Source organism: Mesorhizobium sp. B2-4-3, assembly GCF_006442815.1.
Lineage (GTDB): Bacteria > Pseudomonadota > Alphaproteobacteria > Rhizobiales > Rhizobiaceae > Mesorhizobium.
On sequence record NZ_VFVL01000012.1, the window covers coordinates 1 to 16,121 of the forward strand.

13 protein-coding genes are annotated in these 16,121 nt (G+C 63.0%); 8 read left to right on the plus strand and 5 right to left on the minus strand.

Annotated elements, in window-relative coordinates; translation table 11 throughout:
• Positions 1 to 142: 142 nt before the first annotated feature.
• Positions 143 to 424 carry a hypothetical protein gene (locus tag FJ956_RS13865; RefSeq protein WP_140674647.1) on the plus strand — a complete coding sequence of 94 codons (282 nt, stop codon included), beginning with the start codon at positions 143 to 145 and terminating at the stop codon, positions 422 to 424.
• Positions 425 to 427: 3 nt separating this feature from the next.
• Here the strand turns inward: FJ956_RS13865 and FJ956_RS13870 are convergent, their stop codons facing one another.
• Positions 428 to 1,003 (minus strand): TMEM175 family protein, encoded by a 576-nt coding sequence (locus FJ956_RS13870; RefSeq protein ID WP_140674644.1) that lies wholly within the window; start codon positions 1,001 to 1,003, stop codon positions 428 to 430.
• A 138-nt stretch (positions 1,004 to 1,141) separates the two neighbouring features.
• Between FJ956_RS13870 and FJ956_RS13875 the strand changes: the two genes are divergently transcribed.
• A complete protein-coding gene (locus FJ956_RS13875; RefSeq protein ID WP_140674641.1) occupies positions 1,142 to 2,350 on the plus strand; it encodes an MFS transporter in 1,209 nt (402 codons plus the stop codon).
• Positions 2,351 to 2,380: 30 nt separating this feature from the next.
• Here the strand turns inward: FJ956_RS13875 and FJ956_RS13880 are convergent, their stop codons facing one another.
• The 3 genes from FJ956_RS13880 to FJ956_RS13890 form a co-directional block, all read right to left on the minus strand.
• Entirely contained in the window at positions 2,381 to 3,853 is a 1,473-nt protein-coding gene (locus tag FJ956_RS13880) for an MATE family efflux transporter (RefSeq protein ID WP_140674638.1), read from the minus strand.
• A 131-nt stretch (positions 3,854 to 3,984) separates the two neighbouring features.
• Positions 3,985 to 5,466, minus strand: coding sequence for an esterase-like activity of phytase family protein (locus FJ956_RS13885; protein ID WP_140674635.1), 1,482 nt, complete (start codon positions 5,464 to 5,466; stop codon positions 3,985 to 3,987).
• Positions 5,467 to 5,623: 157 nt separating this feature from the next.
• Complete coding sequence (locus FJ956_RS13890; protein ID WP_140674632.1) at positions 5,624 to 6,649, minus strand: LacI family DNA-binding transcriptional regulator; 1,026 nt, start codon at positions 6,647 to 6,649, stop codon at positions 5,624 to 5,626.
• A 197-nt stretch (positions 6,650 to 6,846) separates the two neighbouring features.
• Here FJ956_RS13890 and FJ956_RS13895 point away from each other — a divergent pair, with 197 nt between their 5' ends.
• The 6 genes from FJ956_RS13895 to FJ956_RS13920 all read left to right on the plus strand — a co-directional run bounded on the left by FJ956_RS13895 (position 6,847) and on the right by FJ956_RS13920 (position 13,297).
• Positions 6,847 to 7,875 (plus strand): Gfo/Idh/MocA family oxidoreductase, encoded by a 1,029-nt coding sequence (locus FJ956_RS13895; RefSeq protein WP_140674629.1) that lies wholly within the window; start codon positions 6,847 to 6,849, stop codon positions 7,873 to 7,875.
• Positions 7,875 to 8,783, plus strand: coding sequence for a sugar phosphate isomerase/epimerase (locus FJ956_RS13900; protein WP_140674627.1), 909 nt, complete (start codon positions 7,875 to 7,877; stop codon positions 8,781 to 8,783). The genes FJ956_RS13895 and FJ956_RS13900 overlap by 1 nt, the downstream gene beginning before the upstream one ends.
• A 110-nt stretch (positions 8,784 to 8,893) precedes the next feature.
• A complete protein-coding gene (locus tag FJ956_RS13905) occupies positions 8,894 to 9,907 on the plus strand; it encodes a substrate-binding domain-containing protein (protein ID WP_140674624.1) in 1,014 nt (337 codons plus the stop codon).
• An 85-nt stretch (positions 9,908 to 9,992) separates the two neighbouring features.
• Positions 9,993 to 10,781: an ATP-binding cassette domain-containing protein gene (locus FJ956_RS13910; RefSeq protein WP_140781972.1), complete on the plus strand. Its 789-nt coding sequence runs from the start codon at positions 9,993 to 9,995 to the stop codon at positions 10,779 to 10,781.
• Complete coding sequence (locus FJ956_RS13915) at positions 10,781 to 11,839, plus strand: ABC transporter permease (protein WP_140674619.1); 1,059 nt, start codon at positions 10,781 to 10,783, stop codon at positions 11,837 to 11,839. The genes FJ956_RS13910 and FJ956_RS13915 overlap by 1 nt, the downstream gene beginning before the upstream one ends.
• Positions 11,840 to 11,965: 126 nt before the next feature.
• Positions 11,966 to 13,297: a P-loop NTPase fold protein gene (locus FJ956_RS13920; protein WP_181170130.1), complete on the plus strand. Its 1,332-nt coding sequence runs from the start codon at positions 11,966 to 11,968 to the stop codon at positions 13,295 to 13,297.
• Between the two features lie 3 nt (positions 13,298 to 13,300).
• On the opposite strand, the gene FJ956_RS13925 is transcribed toward FJ956_RS13920, so the two are convergent.
• On the minus strand, positions 13,301 to 16,018 hold the full coding sequence (locus FJ956_RS13925; RefSeq protein WP_140674613.1) for a UvrD-helicase domain-containing protein: 2,718 nt from the start codon (positions 16,016 to 16,018) through the stop codon (positions 13,301 to 13,303).
• Positions 16,019 to 16,121: the final 103 nt, after the last annotated feature.

A 16,121-nucleotide genomic window follows, 5' to 3' on the forward strand; every position in this document is an offset into this window, starting at 1 on the left:
GGCAAAGGGCCGCAACGGGTTGACGGCAAAGGGCCGCAACGGGTTGACGGCAAAGGGCCGCAACGGGTTGACGGCAATTGCCGCAACGGGTTGACCATTGCAGCGCTCGCCGCGCATGGTGTCCCAAAAAGGAGTTCGGCATTTGACCGACTGGATCGGAATCCTGAAGGAGCAAAGCGTCAACGGCGACCAGATGAGCCGCGAGGTGCCGAAGATGCTCACCAATCCCGACATCAGCGAGACGCAGGTGAAGACGCTGTTCGCGGCGCTGGAGAAGCAGGCGGATTTCGCCGAGAAGCTGCGGCTGGCGCTGGAGAAGTTCGGCCATGACTTTCCGATCATCAAGGCGGCCGAGCGGCTGGAGGAACGCTATGCCGATCTTGCCGCCTCTGTGGCGGAAAAGCTGAAAACCATGCGGAAGTAAGCGTTATTTCTCGACCAGCCGTTCGAAGCGCTTGTCCGGCACAAACCAGATGGTCGCTACAAGCACATAGATCGCCACGCTGATCCACTGGTTGAGGAAGCTGAGCAGGACGGCGGCGATGTAGAGCGCCAGCGAGATCTTGCCTTTGTTGTCACGGCCGACAGCCTTGGCGAAGGTCGTGTCGGCGCCGTGAAGATGGCGCAGCTTGAGGACCAGGATGGTGTAGGCGACGGCGCAAAGCGCGAGGTCGATGCCATAGACGGCGACCGGCGCAGGCGCGAAATGGTTCTCTCCCATGAACGCGGTGGTCACCGGCATCAGCGACAGCCAGAACAGAAGGTTCAGATTGGCCCATAGCACGCGTCCGTCAACGCGCTGCACGGTGTGGAACATGTTGTGCAGGTTGTTCCAGTAGATGCCGACATTGATGAAGGAGAGCACATAGCAGAAGAAGATCGGCCACAGCGGCACAAGTGCTGAGAAATCCTCGCCATGCGGCACTTTCAGCTCGAGCACCATGATGGTGATGATGATGGCGACAACGCCATCGGTGAATGCCTCGACCCGTCCCTTGCCCATGGTTCCTCCCTTGTCGGTCGACAAAAGCTACGCGAGGATTTCGCACAAGACCATCCTGTCAGGATTGTCAGGAGGGCGTTCGGTGGCTGGAACAGCGCCATTATATAGGCGTTGGGCTTGCAACCCCCGGAGGTCGCGATGACCAGCTACGCTCAAACCATGACGCGTGACAATGAGCTTGGCGGCGGCGCCGCAAAGGCCGCCGTCGCCGCCATGATCGCCGCGCTCTTTGCCGGCAGCACCGCGCTGACCCCACTCTACGTGATCTACAAGCAGGAATTCGGCTTCTCGCAGGTCACGCTGACGCTGGTCTATGCCGTCTATGTCGTCGGCAATCTGGCGGCACTGCTGTTTCTCGGCCGCCTGTCGGATGTCGTCGGCCGCCGCCCCGCCGCGCTCGCCGCGATGGGCGTTGCCGTGGTCAGCGCGTTGTCCTTCCTCTTCGCCGAAGACCTCGCTTGGCTTGACGTCGCCCGCATTCTCAGCGGGCTCGGCATCGGCGTCGGCGCGGGGGCGGGCACCGCCTGGCTGGCCGAGCTGATCGAAGGCAAGGACAAGTCGCGCGCCGCCGTCATCGCCACCAGCACCAACTTTGTCGGTCTAGGGGCCGGCGCGCTCATGTCGGGGTTGCTCGCCCAATATGCGCCCTGGCCGCTCAGGCTGACATTCGCCGTCTATCTCGTCCTGCTTGCGCTGGTCACCCTGCTGATCTGGCGCACGCGCGAAACCGTCTCCAGGCCCGGACGGTTCTCCGACGTCTCGCTGCGGCCGCGGCTATCGGTGCCCGACGATATCCGCGCGCAGTTCGTGGCGCCGGCGGTGACCGGTTTCGGCGCGATGGCGCTGGTAGGCTTCTACGCGGCGCTGGCGCCGAGCATCCTGGCGCAGCAGCTGCATGTGACCAATCATGCCGAGGCCGGCGGGCTTTTCTTCGAGCTGTCGATCGTGGCGGCCATCGCCATCGTCGCCACCACATGGCTCTCCAGCCGTTCCACCATGCTCGCCGCGCTGGTGCTGATGATCCCGACCGTGGCGTTGATCGTGGCGGCGCAGGTCTATGCCTCGATGGTCCTGATGATCGCAGCGACGGCGGTGTGCGGCGTGGCGGCGGCGCTCGGCTATCGCGGCGGCCTGCAAGTGGTGAATCAGATCGCGCCCGCCGACCGCCGCGCCGAGGTGGTGTCGGCCTTCTTCATCTGCTGCTTCTGCGGCAACGCGCTGCCGGTGATCGGCATCGGCATCCTGTCGAGCCTGGCGGACGCAACCATCGCAAGCATGGCCTTTGCCGGCATGATCGTCGTCTTCTCGCTGGTGGCGCTTGGCTTCGGCGCCAAATACGCGCGGTAGAGTATTTCACCCTTTCTCGTCGTCACGGATTTAGCCGTTCGGCGTCTCCGGCAGGAGCTGCGCGCGCTGGCGGGGCATGCCGAGGCCGGTATCGGGCGGCTCGCCGGCCGCCGGCCGGTCCTCGATCATATGCATCGTGCGCCAGCGGCCGAACCGGTAATAGGCGGCGGCGAGCACCAGCGAGGCGATCGAGCCCGCCGGAAAGCTCCACCACAGCGCCTCCTGGCCGATGACGCTGCGCATGGAATAGGCAAAGCCGGTGCGAATGATCAACACCGAGATGATCAGGATGATCAACGGCGGCATGACGGCGCCGGTGGCACGCACCGTGGCGAACAGCACGATCGTGACGCCAAACAGGATGAACGACCAGGACGCCACCTTGTTGATGTGGGCGGCAATGTCGATCGCGGCGCTGTCGTTGCTAAGGAAAAGACTGAGCACCGCGCGATCGAAGACGAAAAGCAGCGCCACCAGCGCGCCGGTCAGCACCAGGTTGAAGCCGACGCCTGAGGCCGCGACCTTGCCGATGCGGTCCCAGCGGCCGGCGCCGACATTCTGCGCCGCCATCGAGGAGACGGCGGCGCCGATCGCCAGAGCCGGCATCTGGATATAGGTCCAGAGCTGGGCTGCGATGCCGTAAGCGGCGGCGACCTGCGAGCCATAGGAATTGACGATGCCCATCACGGTCAATGCCGCCGCCGAGATGACGATCATCTGCAGCCCCATCGGAATGCCCTTGAAGACGACGATGCGCAGCAGGGCCGGGTTGGGCCTGAGCAGGGCGAGATCAGCGCCCGCCAGCCGCAGCGGGTGTTTTCGCGCATAAAGCACGATCAGGATGGCGATGACGCTGATCGTCTGGCCTATGAGCGTCGACGTTGCCGAGCCGGCGATGCCGAGCTCGGGAAAGGGGCCGATACCGCGGATCAGCAACGGATTGAGCACGACGTCGAGGACGACCGCCAGCGCCATGAAGACAAACGGGGTTCGCGAGTCGCCGGCGCCGCGCAGCACGGTCATGACGAAGGATAAAAGGTTCATCATCGGCACGGCGACGAAGATGATGCGCAAATAGGCGCGCGCCAAAGGCAAGGCATCGGCCGGCGTGCCGAGCCCGGTCAGGATGGCGTCGACCCAGACCCAGCCGCAGACGGCGAATACCACGGAAACCAGGAAGAAGAAGGTGGCGCTGGTGCCGACGATGCGCTTCGCCTCGGGCAAGTCGCGGGCGCCGACGGACTGCGCGACCAGAATGGTCGCCGCCATGCCGATGCCGAAGACGGTGCCGAGGATGAGGAACAACACCAGATTGGCGTTGGAGGTCGCCGTCAGCGCCGCTTCGCCAAGGAAGCGCCCCACCCAGACGGCATTGATCGAGCCGTTCAGCGACTGCAGCACGTTGGAGCCCAGCACCGGCAGGGCGAACAGAAGCAGCGTGCGCGGAATGGGGCCGCTGGTCAGGTCGCCGGTCCGCCGGCGGGTGGGCTTCTTGTCATCCATGGCAGCACCGAAAATGAATCAGGCCCGCGATGCTATCGCAGGCCTGATGGTCGTGCATCCTTTTCAGGATCAGTGGGATGACGGGCATTCGCCCATCTCGAGCCGAATGACGGGCAACTGCCCGTCACCGGTTACTGGCCGGCGACAGTGTTCCCAGACAGGCCGGGGAGCGTCACCTGATAGACCAGGAAGGTGGTGTCGACGTCGGCTCCATCCTCGGCCTTGTACGAAGCGCCGACCTGGAAGCCGTCCTGGGTGAGGAAGTCGTTGTCGTTGGCGACGAACAGGAAATAGTCGTCGGGCAGCTTCGGATCGAGCACGGAGACCAGCGACATCGCCTCCCACTTCTCCGACAGGTTGTCCTTGTCGTTTGGAGCGCCATTGTGCAGGCCGAAACGGCCGAGCTCGCCCTTGTCGTTGATGTCGATGAAAGAGGTGAGCTTGGCCGGCGTCACCGACGGGTCGAGGATGCCCTTCGGCGCGACCGGCTTGTCGGCGGCGTCGAACGGGCCGTTGGCAATATCGGTGGCGGCGGAGAGGTCGACGATCTCGATCTTGCGGTAGAGCGACTCGTCGCCCTTGACGCCCTGGCCGTTGCCTGAGTCGCGCGCCAGCATCAGGAAGCTCTTGTCGGAGAGCGCCACGATCTCGCTCTGCGCGGCCACCTTGGTCTTGCCCTTGGCGTCCTTGAACACCGGCAGCGGCACGACATATTCGTGCGCCAGCTTGAGGTGGGCGAGATCGGAAGCGTCGTAAACCAGCGCGCGGGTGTTCTGGCGGGTCGAGCCGGAATCGCCGCCGTCCTGGCGGGGCGCCGACTGCAGCACGGCGATCAGGAACTTGCCGTCCGGCGTCATCGACATGCCTTCGAGGCCCTGGTTGTTCTGGCGGCCGGTCTCGGGATCCTTCGGATCGGGCTCGGCCGCGCCCGGGCCCGGATTGTCGGACGCGAAGTTCGGCTTGCCGTGGCGCATCGGCACCAGCGCCGCCGGCGGTTGCGTCGCCGACATCAGGCGGCCTTCGGCCGAGAAACGGTAGATGTTGGGACCATATTCGTCGGAGATGAACATCGTGCCGTCCGGCAGGCGCACGATCGCTTCGTTATCCAACGCCAGCTTGCCGTTGTCGGCCTGCGGCAGGATCGGCATGTCGCCTGCGGCTTCGCGCACGCCGTTCAACGGATCGAGGCCGGTGGCGTCGGCGCCCTTGTCGTCGGTCAGAAGCATCGTGTCGGCGAGCGTCGCTTTCACGCCCGACTGTTCCTGTCCGGCGGCGGGCGCCGCGCCGGGAGCGGTCGGGGCCAGCTCGATCGAGATGGTGTTGAGGCGCGGGCGATAATCGGTGGTGCCGACGACATTGTAGCCGCGGTCCGGCAGCAGCCAGAGCGAGCCCTTGTAGCCGGCGCCGTCGCGCGCCCAGGACTTGGTGTCGATCGCCATGCCGGAACCTGAACCGAAGGTCTCGCCGAACTTGTCCTTCTGGCTGGCCGGGATGCGGCCGATGCCGACGAGGCCCTTGTTGACATAGGCGACGCCGTCGGCGAGCGCCGGGGTCAGGGAGGTGAACAGGGCAAGTGCCGCGCCGAGCGCGACGGTTCGGTTAAGATGTTTCATCGATATCCCCTTCGTGACGAGCAGAGCGGCCTGGAAGGAACGCGCATCGGAGATGCGGCGAGCCGGTTCCCGTCGAGCGGTCTAGGACGTGAACGTGATGGTTGCGTGACAGGAAGAGGTTTCTTCCTTCTCCCACAAGGGGAGAAGGGAAAGGCGCTCAATCGCTCTCCCGTGCGATCAGCTCCAGCGGCCAGACCTCGCGGATGATCCGTGTGCCCTCGGGACCGGCGAAGGTTGGAAGCGAGGCGAGCAGCATTTCGGCCAGCCGCCGCCCCATCGGCTCCAAAGATGGACGGAAGGCGGTCAGCGCCGGCGAGAAATAGCGGCAGAGCGGCGTGTCGACGATGACGATCACGGCCATGTCATGGCCCGGCTTGATACCCATCTCGGCCAGCGCCTTGCAGCCGCCGAGCGCCATCGCGTCATTGTTGAAGACGATCGCCGTCGGCGGGTTTTTGGAGCGCATTACTTGCGGCGTCACCTGGTAGCCGCCGGTCTCGTTGATGAAGCCATCGGCGATCAGGTCGGGGTCGACCTCGATACCGTGCCGTTTCAGCGCCTTGCGGTAGCCGTCGAGGAACAGGTAGCCGAAGTTGAGATCAAGCGAAGGGCGGATGGCGGCAATGCGGCGGTGGCCGCGCGCGACCAGCCGGTCGACTGCTTCATCACCCGCCCTCTCGAAATCGATATCGAGTGAAGGATACGTGTCGCCGCCGGACTGACTTCGGCCAAGCGTGGCGAAGGGAAAGCCGGCCTTGCTGAGATAGTCGATCCGATCGTCTTCCCTTCGCGTATTGGCCAACACGACCGCGTCGGCCCGGCGCGTCTCGACCACGCGGCGCAACCGCTCCTGCTGATATTGGCCCGGCTCACCCATGACGACCATCAGATCCAGGTCATGCTCGGCGAGCCGCGCCTGCAGGCCCGTCAGGAACGGGATGAAGAACGGCTCGCCATATTGCTGGTCGCCGGGATGCGGCTGCAGCATGAAGGCGATCGAGCGGGTGGCGCCCTGGCGCAGGCTGCGGCCTGACTGATTGGGCGAATAGTTCAGCTTCCTGGCTGCTTCGAGCACACGCTGGCGTGTGTCGGCATTGACGTCGGCGCGGCCGTTCAGCGCGCGCGACACGGTGCCGATCGAAATGTTCAGGTGACGCGCGAGATCGTGGATGCTGGACGCCAAGGACGGTTCTCCCCCTGCCTTGGCTAGCACCGGCTGCCGTTCAGGCCAAGGCTTCGAGACAATTTTCGATAAGCAGCCGATTGACATTCTACGCCATCGGGTGTGTTCTCGTAAACGTTTACGGAAAAACGTTTACGGTCGACGCCGTGGATGCCGTGACACCCGGTCTGGAGGGACCGGCGGAGGAGGAGCGCTGGATGATGAAGGTCGTCCTGGCCGGGTGCGGAGCGATGAGCAAGCACTGGCTCACTGCCGTGAAGCAGATCGACGGGCTCGCCATTGTCGGCCTCGTCGACCTCGATGCCGAGCGGGCCCAGGCGAGGGCGCGCGAATACGCGCTGTCCAACGCCATCATCGGCACCAGCCTCGACGCGGTCCTCGACCAGACCAAGCCCGACGCCGTGTTCGACGTCGTGGTTCCGGCCGCCCGCCGCGAGGTCGCGCTTTCGGCCTTCGCCCACAATTGCCATCTGCTCACCGAGAAGCCGCTTGCCGACAGCCCGGAGAATGCGCGCGCCATCGTTGAAGCGGCGCGCCGCGCGGGACGCATCCACGCAGTCGTCCAGAACCGCCGCTATGTCGCCAATGTCAGGCGCATCAGGCGCTTCCTGGACTCCGGCGCCATCGGCAAGCCGACCAGTATCCATGCGGACTTCTTCGTCGCGCCGCATTTCGGCGGTTTTCGCGAGGAGATGGCCCATGTGCTCTTGCTCGACATGGCGATCCACACGTTCGACGCCGCGCGTTACATGGTCGCCGGCGAGCCGGCCAGTGTCTATTGCCAGGAATGGGAACCCGTGAATTCCTGGTATCGGCAGGGGTCGTCGGCGAGCGCCGTCTTCGATCTCGGCGGCGGCAAGGTGTTCACCTATGCCGGCTCCTGGTGCGCGGACGGTTTTCGCACCAGCTGGGAAGGCAGCTGGCGCATCGTCGCCGAACGCGGCAGCCTCTTGTGGGACGGTCATGACGGGCTGAAGGCGGAGGTGGTTGCGTCCGGCCGCGACGGGATCATCGACAAGACCCAGCCTATCGAAGTGCCGCCGCTCGATCCCGCCGACCGCGTCGACGGCCATCTCGGCATCATCCGGGATTTCATGCACGCGATCGAGACTGGCGCCGAGCCGGAGACGCGCGGCGCCGACAACATCAAAAGCCTGGCCATGGTCTTTGGCGCCATCGAGAGCGCGGAGAGCGGGCGGCGCGTGACAATCGCCAAGGAAGCATAATGATGGCAAACCCGCTTCTCGATATCAGGATCGGCACCATGGTGCGGGCCAATCTCGACGACCCAGCCGCCTATGTCAGGCAGATCCTGTCGCTCGGCTTCGAGAGCATCCAGCCCTTCTTCTGGCAAACGCTGGGCGGCAAGGACCTGAAGCGCCTGGCGGGCGAAATCCGCGAGGCGATCGGCGATGCCGATGTGACCGTGTCCTCGATCGGGGTGTTCGGCAACCCGCTCGAGAATGGAGAGGTCGATCGCGGTGTGCTGGCGGCCTGGGAGACGGTGATCGACAATGCGCATCTGTTCGGCGCTTCCACGGTCAGCGGCTTCACTGGCCGTATCCGCGGCAAGAAGCTGACCGACAGCCTCTCGCGTTTTCGCGAGGTGTGGGGACCGCTGGCGAAACGCGCCGCCGACAAGGGTGTGCGCATCGCTTTCGAGAATTGCGCGATGGACGGCAACTGGGCGAGCGGCGACTGGAACATCGCCCACAACCCGGATGCCTGGGAGCTGATGTTCAACGAGTTGCCCAACGACAATCTCGGCCTCGAATGGGAGCCATGCCACCAGCTCGTCTACCTGATCGACCCGATCCCGCAGATCCGCAAATGGGCGTCGCGCATCTTCCACGTCCACGGCAAGGACGCGACCGTGCGCTGGGACGTCATCCGCGAGCACGGCGTGTTCGGCCGCCTGCCTTTCGTGCAGATGCGCACGCCCGGCTTCGGCGACAGCGACTGGACGCGGGTGATCAGCGAGTTGCGGCTGGCCGGCTATCGCGGCGCCATCGACATCGAGGGCTGGCACGATCCGGTCTATCGCGGCGACCTCGAGATCACCGGACAGGCGCGCGCTCTCGACTATCTGAAGCAATGCCGGGGAGGAACCAGCTACCTGCCCAATCCGGCTTGAGGCCAAATTGAGGATTGGCCGGCGGGAGGAGCCGGCCAGCACTGCGGCGCGCCGAGCCGAACGATTGTCGAAAACCCTCCGATGCGAGGGATCAAAAGGGAGGAACCTGCATGAGCATGACGACCAGAAGGACTGTTCTGCGCTCGACCGTCGTGGCGGCTGCCACGGCGCTCTGCGCCTCGATCTCTGCCTTGCCGGCGCACGCGCTCGACGCGCAATGGTGCAAGGACGTGCACATCCGCTTCTTCGTCGGCGGCGCCGAGGGCGACGCCTTCGGCACCATCGTCTACAATGGCGCCAAGCAGGCGGCGGCCGATCTCGGGCCGAAGGTCGACTACATCTTCTCGCAGTGGGATTCCGAGAAGATGGTGCAGCAATTGCGCGAAGCTGTCGCTGTCAAGCCGCAGGGCATCGCCATGATGGGCCATCCGGGCGATGCGGCGATCATGCCATTGGCCGAGCAGGCGCATGAGGACGGCATCAAGATGATGTACCAGAACGTGCCCGTGCCGAAGGTGATGGAGGCGTTCGGCGGCGGCTATGTCGGCGCGCAGCAGGAGCAGCAGGGCCGCGCGCTCGGCGCCGAGGCGTTCAAGCTCGGCAAGCTCAAGGCCGGGGACAAGGCGATCATGATCGGTCCGTTCGAGAATGAGAACCGCGGCGCGCGCGAGCGCGGCACGGTGGCGGCGCTGAAGGAGCAGGGCGTCGAAGTGATCCAGCTGTCCTCGCCGCCGAGCGGCGAATGGGCGTCCGATCCGAACCTCGCCATTCCGGTGATCACGGCGGCACTTCTCACCCATCCCGACGTCAAGGCGGTCGGCTATCCGGGCGGGCAGATGCTCGGCAATGTCGCGACCTATATGCAGGCGGCGGGGCGCAAGCCCGGCGACATCTTCAACTTCGGCTTCGACACCAGCCCGCAGATCGTCGAAGGCTTCAAGGGCGGCTGGGTGCAACTGACGGCCGACCAGCAGCCGTTCCTGCAGGGCTATCTGCCGATCCTGAGTCTCTGCCAGCAGGTGGTGCTCGGCCTTGCGCCGATGAATGTCGACACCGGCGCCGGTTTCGTCACGCCGCAGAACTACGAGATCGTCTCAGAGCTCGCCAAGCAGGCGTTGCGCTGACCTCCCAGGCTGCCGGCCGGACCCAACCCGGCCGGCAGGACCGCCGGCAAGACGCCCGGCAGACGAACATTCAAGCGAGGATCGCATGGGCGAACGCATCATCGAACTGCGCGACATCAAGAAATCCTATGGCCAGGTCTACGCGCTGGGCGGGGTCAACCTCAGCGTCGACCGCGGCGAGGTGGTCGGCCTGATCGGCGACAACGGCGCCGGCAAGTCGACCCTGATCAAGATCCTGTCCGGCGTGGTCAAGCCGACCAGCGGCGAGATCCTGGTGCGCGACAGGCCGGTCAGCGGATGGAGCGCGGCGCGCTCGCGCGACGCGGGCATCGAGACGGTGTTCCAGGACCGGGCGCTGGCCGTGCAGCAGACCATCGTGCGCAACATCTTCATGGGCCGCGAGCTGACCAGCTTCATGGGCTGGCTGAAGGTCGACAAGGAGATCGAGGAGGCGAGCCGGCTGATGCGCGAGATCGGCTTCACCTCGAAAGTGTTCACGCCGCACTCGATCGTCGGCCAGCTCTCCGGCGGCGAGCGCCAGGGCGTGGCGATCGCTCGCGCCATATACAAGCAGGCGGAACTGATCATCCTCGACGAGCCGACCACGGCGCTGTCGCTGACCGAGACCGCCAAGGTCTTCCACTTCGTGCGCCAGGTGCGGGCGAGCGGCCGTTCGATCCTGTTCATCGGGCACAACATCCACCATGTCTTCGACATCGCCGACCGTTTCGTCGTGCTCGACCGCGGCAAGGTGGCGCTCAGCGCTGACCGCAACGAGGTCAAGTCGGCAGAAGACCTCATCAACTTCATGGAAGACGTAGCACATCCCGGCGGATTGCCCGGTTTGCACGAGGACGCGGAGCAGGGAGCGTAATGAGCAAGGCGATGGAACCCGATCTGCAAACGCCTCTGGGAAGGGCAACCGGCCAGGTAGCCAAGGAGCCAGCCAAGCAATGGAGCCATCCGTCCAATCACTGGCTGCGCAGCTTCGTCCTCGACAATCGCGCCTCGCTCGGCACGCTCGCCGTGTTCATCGTCATGATGGCGGTGTTCATGATCGCCAACCCGACTGTCTTCACCACCTGGTATCTCTACAGCTCGGTGCTGACGACGCTTCCCGTGGCGCTGTTCGTGGTCGTGCCGCTGGTCTTCGTCGTCACCTGCGGCGAGATCGACCTCTCGTTCCCGGCGACGATGGGCTTTGCCTCCTGGGTCTTCGCGCTGGTCGTGCAGGCCGGCTACGATCCGTTTATCGGCATCGCGGCGGCGCTCGTCACCGGCACGCTGCTCGGCTTCCTGGTCGGCTCGCTGGTCGTCTATGGCGGCCTGTCGTCGCTGATCGCCACGCTCGGCATGAACTTCCTGCTGCGCGGGCTGATCCAGATCATCAACGAAGGCAAGTCGACGGCGCTGACCGGCCTTGCCGACAGCTCGGCCTACAAGATCTTCTCCAGCCAGGTCTGGGGCATCCCGGTGCAGATATTCTGGGCGATCGCCTTCGTCGTGTTCTCGGCGCTGCTCTACAACCGGCATCGCTTCGGCGCGCAGGTGAAAGTGGTCGGCGACAATCCCGACAGCGCCAGGCAGATGGGCATCGACGTCAAATGGGTTCGGGTGAAGGTGTTCGTCTTCGTCGGCATTGGCGCCGCGATCGCCGGCACCTTCTCGGTGATGATCAATTTCACCTGGTGGCCGACGGCGGGCGACGGCTATCTGCTGCCGGTGCTGGCCTCGGTGTTCGTCGGCGGCACGCCGACCTGGGGCGGCATCGGCACGGTGGTGGGCGGCGCGATCGGCGCGGTCACCGTGTCGTTCATCCAGACCGGCGTGGTGGCGGCGGGCCTGAGCGGCTTCTACGTGCAGTTCTTCAACGGGCTGATCATCATCCTGTCGCTGCTTGGCCACAAGTGGAACCAGGCAAGGTACAGGTGAGTGGGCCACGCTCGCCGGCTCTGTCTTGCAGCAGTGTCAGCAAAAGAATTAGTGGATTGAGCCAGGCCAAGTTTAGAGCGGCGATTCCGCATGCTAGAACGGCTCCTGTTTTTGAAGGAGCGTCAGATGAAGATACTTGCGCCAGATGTCGAGCAAGCAGTTGCAGCCAGTGAAGATATTTTTGGCCGCGACTTGTTTGGCGATGGGCTCCTAAAGGTGTTTGACGTCAGCGACGATGCATTAGTTGTCGCACTTGATGAGCCATGGGGATCTGGAAAGACGGTCTTCGCGAGGCGACTAGCTCGTAGGGCTAGGGAGCAGAAATTCAAAGTTGTGTATTTCGATGCGTTCAAACGCGACTATGATCCGGACATTTTCGTTTCGCTCGCCGCAGAGATTATTGAAGAGACAGGAACAGGACCCAAAGAAAAGAGAGAGCTTAAAGCGCGGGCAAAAGATGTAGCTAAAATCGTTGGCCGAGTTGCGTTAAAAGGGGCCATTCGTGGAATAACGGCTGGTGCGATACGTGCCTCCGACTTCGAGGAGGCAAATGAAGAGATAGCCGAGGAGGTGAGTAAGCAGATCGAATCCGAACTCGATAAAATTATTGATAGCAGGCTATCAAATTCAAAGGCTGAGAAGAAGGCATTTGAAGCTTTTCGCCAAAAGCTATCGAATCTGTCTCTGGCGGATGATAACCAGAAGCCTCTTATATTTATAGTCGACGAACTCGATAGATGTAGTCCGATCTACGCGCTATCGGTCATTGAGATTATAAAGCACTTATTTTCGGTAAAAAACGTTCATTTTTTGCTTGTTTGCCAGCTCGATCAGCTTTCTGCCGCAGTGAGAAAAGTATACGGATCTGACATAAACGCCAGTTTGTATCTGGAGAAATTCATTCACTTTAGAGTTTCCTTTCCGCAGTTTGAAAAAAGAGAGAACGACCGGCTTCTGAAGAAGTTTGCGTTAAGCGCCCTCAAGGATATGCCTGACGACGATGAATCTGGCCAACTAAAGAATGGGTTCGCACAATTTATTTCTCTTGTGTGGGAGCGTGAACAATATTCTCTTCGTCGCATTGAGAGGCTTTGTACACTATTTGGATTGTGCCTGGCTTTCACCAATAAAAATACCATTCGCTATCCGGCGATGATACATATACTTTGCGACTTGAAACTTTCAGCGCCAGTGTTATTTTATAAGGCAAAAAACGGTAATCTGAGTTATCAAGATGTTAAGCGTCGTTACGGGTTTTCAGATGAGCCGGATAGGAGGGACAATAAACTAGATTGGTATGCCCTCAATTGGCGATATTTTTTGTCATCCAATGAGGAATTGAAGGGGTTTGACGTAAGCGGTTTTGAAAGAAGTTCATTTGATTTTAATGTTGAGAGGGAAGACGTTGTTCGTTTCTTGGCGAATAACATCGTGGAACGATTTGCATTCCCCACTTGAATTTCAAACTCCCATCACAAACCCGTCCAGCACGCGCTTCTGCCCTGCCTTGTCGAAGTCGATGGTGAGCTTGTTGCCGTCGATTGCCGCGATGTTGCCGTTGCCGAATTTCTGGTGGAAGACGCGGTCGCCGACATTGAAGGCGGACGGCGTGTCGGCGACGGATTTGGCGACCAGCTCGCCCTCGATGGTGCGGCCCTTCACGCTGGTGCGGCCGGCGCCGTAGCCGGAGTCTGTCTCACCATAGCCGATGCGCTCGACCTGGTGGCCTGAGCGGGTGCCCCAGTTGCGGTCGGTCGCCTCGGTGCGGTTCGCCTGCGCGCGTTGCCAGCCGGGCGTCGCATAGGTGTTGGAGAAGCTGCCCTGGTCCTTGGCGCCGATATTGTCGAAGCGCGAGGCGCCATAGGGATTCTTCCGGCCGCCGCCGCGGCCGGAAGCGAATGAGCCGCCGCCATAGGGATTGCCGTAGCCGCCGTAGCTGTTGCCGCTATCGGCGATATCGATATGGGTTTCGGGCAATTCATCGACGAAGCGCGACGGGATCGTCGATTGCCACAGACCGTGAATCTGGCGGTTGGAAACGAACCAGATATGCAGGTTCTTCTTGGCGCGTGTCAGGCCGACATAGGCGAGCCGGCGCTCTTCCTCGAGGCCCGAGCGTCCGCCTTCGTCCAGCGCGCGCTGATGCGGGAACAGGCCTTCCTCCCAGCCGGGCAGGAAGACGGTCTCGAATTCGAGGCCCTTGGCCGAATGCAGCGTCATGATCGAGACCGCATCTTGCGACTCGCCTTGCTCGGCCTCCATCACCAGCGCGACATGCTCGAGGAAGGAACGCAGCGATTCATACTCCTCCATGGAGCGGATCAGCTCCTTGAGGTTTTCCAGCCGCCCAGGCGAATCCGCCGAGCGGTCGTTCTTCCACATGTCGGTGTAGCCGCTCTCCTCCAGGATGGTCTCGGCGAGCTCGGTGTGCGGGGTGGTTTCCAGCGCCTTCTGCCAGCGCTCGAAATTGGCTGCGACCTCGCGCAGCGCCGCGCGCGGCTTCGGCTTCAGCTCGTCGCTTTCGGCGAGCGTTGCGGCGGCCTCCAGCATCGGGACGCGCATGGCGCGGGCGGTGTCGTGGATCTGGCGGATGGTGGCTTCGCCCAGTCCGCGCTTCGGCACGTTGACGATGCGCTCGAAGGCGAGGTCGTCGCCACCGTTGGCGACGACGCGGAAGAAGGCCAACGCATCGCGGATTTCCAAGCGCTCATAGAAGCGCGGTCCGCCGATGACGCGGTAGTTCAAGCCCAGCGTGATGAAGCGGTCTTCGAAGGCGCGCATCTGGAAGGAGGCGCGCACCAGGATCGCCATGTCGTTGAGGTTGTGCTTCTGGCGCTGGTAGGTCTCGATCGCGTCGCCGATGGCCCGGGCCTCTTCCTCAGAGTCCCAGGCGGCGTGGACATGCACCTTGTCGTCCTCGGGATCGTCGCGGTCGGTGAACAGCGTCTTGCCGAAGCGGCCCTCATTGTGGGCGATGAGATGCGAGGCCGCGCCCAGAATATGCGCGGTGGACCGGTAGTTGCGCTCCAGCCGGACTATGGTGGCGCCCGGAAAATCCTTGTCGAAGCGCAGGATGTTGTCGACCTCGGCGCCGCGCCAGCCATAAATCGACTGGTCGTCGTCGCCGACGCAGCAGATGTTTACGGCGCTGGCTCCAATCTCCCCCCAAGTGGGGGAGATGTCGCCGGAGGCGACAGAGGGGGGCGCTGTCCCGCCGGCCTTTCCGCCTGAAAGATTGGAGGCGTCGCGATCCTTCGCGCCCCCCTCTGTCCTGCCGGACATCTCCCCCACTTGGGGGGAGATTGGCCTGCCGCCGACGTCAGCGCCTTTGCGCCCAGAATTGGGCCGCTGCGCCAGGAGCCTTAGCCACATGTACTGCGCGGTGTTGGTGTCCTGGTACTCGTCGACCAGTATGTATTTGAACTTGCGGTGGTATTCCTTCAGCACGTCCGGATAGGCGCGGAAGATGCGGATCGGGTGATAGAGCAGGTCGCCGAAGTCGCAGGAATTCAGCGTCCGCAGCCGTTCCTGATAAGCCTTGTAGAGCTGGCGGCCCTTGCCGTTGCCGAAGCTGCGCGCATCGCCTTCCGCTATTTCGTCGGGTCCGAGGCCCTTGTTCTTCCAGTTGTCGAGCATCTGGGCGAAGGTCTTGGCCGGCCAGCGCTTGTCGTCCAGGCCTTCGGCCTGGATCAGCTGCTTGATCAGCCGCACCACGTCGTCGGTGTCGAGAATGGTGAAATCCGACTTCAGCCCGGCAAGCTCGGCGTGTCTGCGAAGCAGCTTCACGCCGATCGAATGGAAGGTGCCGAGCCACGGCATGCCCTCAACCTGTTCGTGGATCAACAGGCCGATGCGCTGCTTCATCTCGCGCGCGGCCTTGTTGGTGAAAGTCACGGCCAGGATTTCTGAAGGCCAGGCCTTTCCGGTTTTGAGGATATGGGCGATGCGGGTGGTGAGCACACGCGTCTTGCCGGTGCCGGCGCCGGCGAGCACCAGAACCGGGCCTTCCGTTGTTTCGACCGCGAGCCGCTGCTCGGGGTTGAGGCCCTTCAGATAATCGGGCGCGCCGTTCTGGCCGCTGCGGGCGGCCATGGCGCGCGCGGCTATGCCGGATGGAGCCGCCGCCGGCCGCGCATTCGGTTCATCGAAAAAAGGCATGTCTTCGGAAAAGCCCGACATCGCCCCCGAATGTAGTGATTCGGCAGCGAAAGACCAGAACTGTCTACGTTTTGTTCTAGTTTTGCGTGTCTGGCCCCAACTTGACAGCCGGAGCGGGTGAGGG

What these genes read in the sequence shown, in the direction of transcription:
- FJ956_RS13870 (WP_140674644.1), bottom strand. Translation starts at nt 1,003, where the DNA reads ATGGGCAAGGGACGGGTCGAGGCATTCACCGATGGCGTTGTCGCCATC.
- FJ956_RS13875 (WP_140674641.1), top strand. Translation starts at nt 1,142, where the DNA reads ATGACCAGCTACGCTCAAACCATGACGCGTGACAATGAGCTTGGCGGC.
- FJ956_RS13880 (WP_140674638.1), bottom strand. Translation starts at nt 3,853, where the DNA reads ATGGATGACAAGAAGCCCACCCGCCGGCGGACCGGCGACCTGACCAGC.
- FJ956_RS13885 (WP_140674635.1), bottom strand. Translation starts at nt 5,466, where the DNA reads ATGAAACATCTTAACCGAACCGTCGCGCTCGGCGCGGCACTTGCCCTG.
- FJ956_RS13895 (WP_140674629.1), top strand. Translation starts at nt 6,847, where the DNA reads ATGATGAAGGTCGTCCTGGCCGGGTGCGGAGCGATGAGCAAGCACTGG.
- FJ956_RS13900 (WP_140674627.1), top strand. Translation starts at nt 7,875, where the DNA reads ATGATGGCAAACCCGCTTCTCGATATCAGGATCGGCACCATGGTGCGG.
- FJ956_RS13905 (WP_140674624.1), top strand. Translation starts at nt 8,894, where the DNA reads ATGAGCATGACGACCAGAAGGACTGTTCTGCGCTCGACCGTCGTGGCG.
- FJ956_RS13910 (WP_140781972.1), top strand. Translation starts at nt 9,993, where the DNA reads ATGGGCGAACGCATCATCGAACTGCGCGACATCAAGAAATCCTATGGC.
- FJ956_RS13915 (WP_140674619.1), top strand. Translation starts at nt 10,781, where the DNA reads ATGAGCAAGGCGATGGAACCCGATCTGCAAACGCCTCTGGGAAGGGCA.
- FJ956_RS13920 (WP_181170130.1), top strand. Translation starts at nt 11,966, where the DNA reads ATGAAGATACTTGCGCCAGATGTCGAGCAAGCAGTTGCAGCCAGTGAA.
- FJ956_RS13925 (WP_140674613.1), bottom strand. Translation starts at nt 16,018, where the DNA reads ATGTCGGGCTTTTCCGAAGACATGCCTTTTTTCGATGAACCGAATGCG.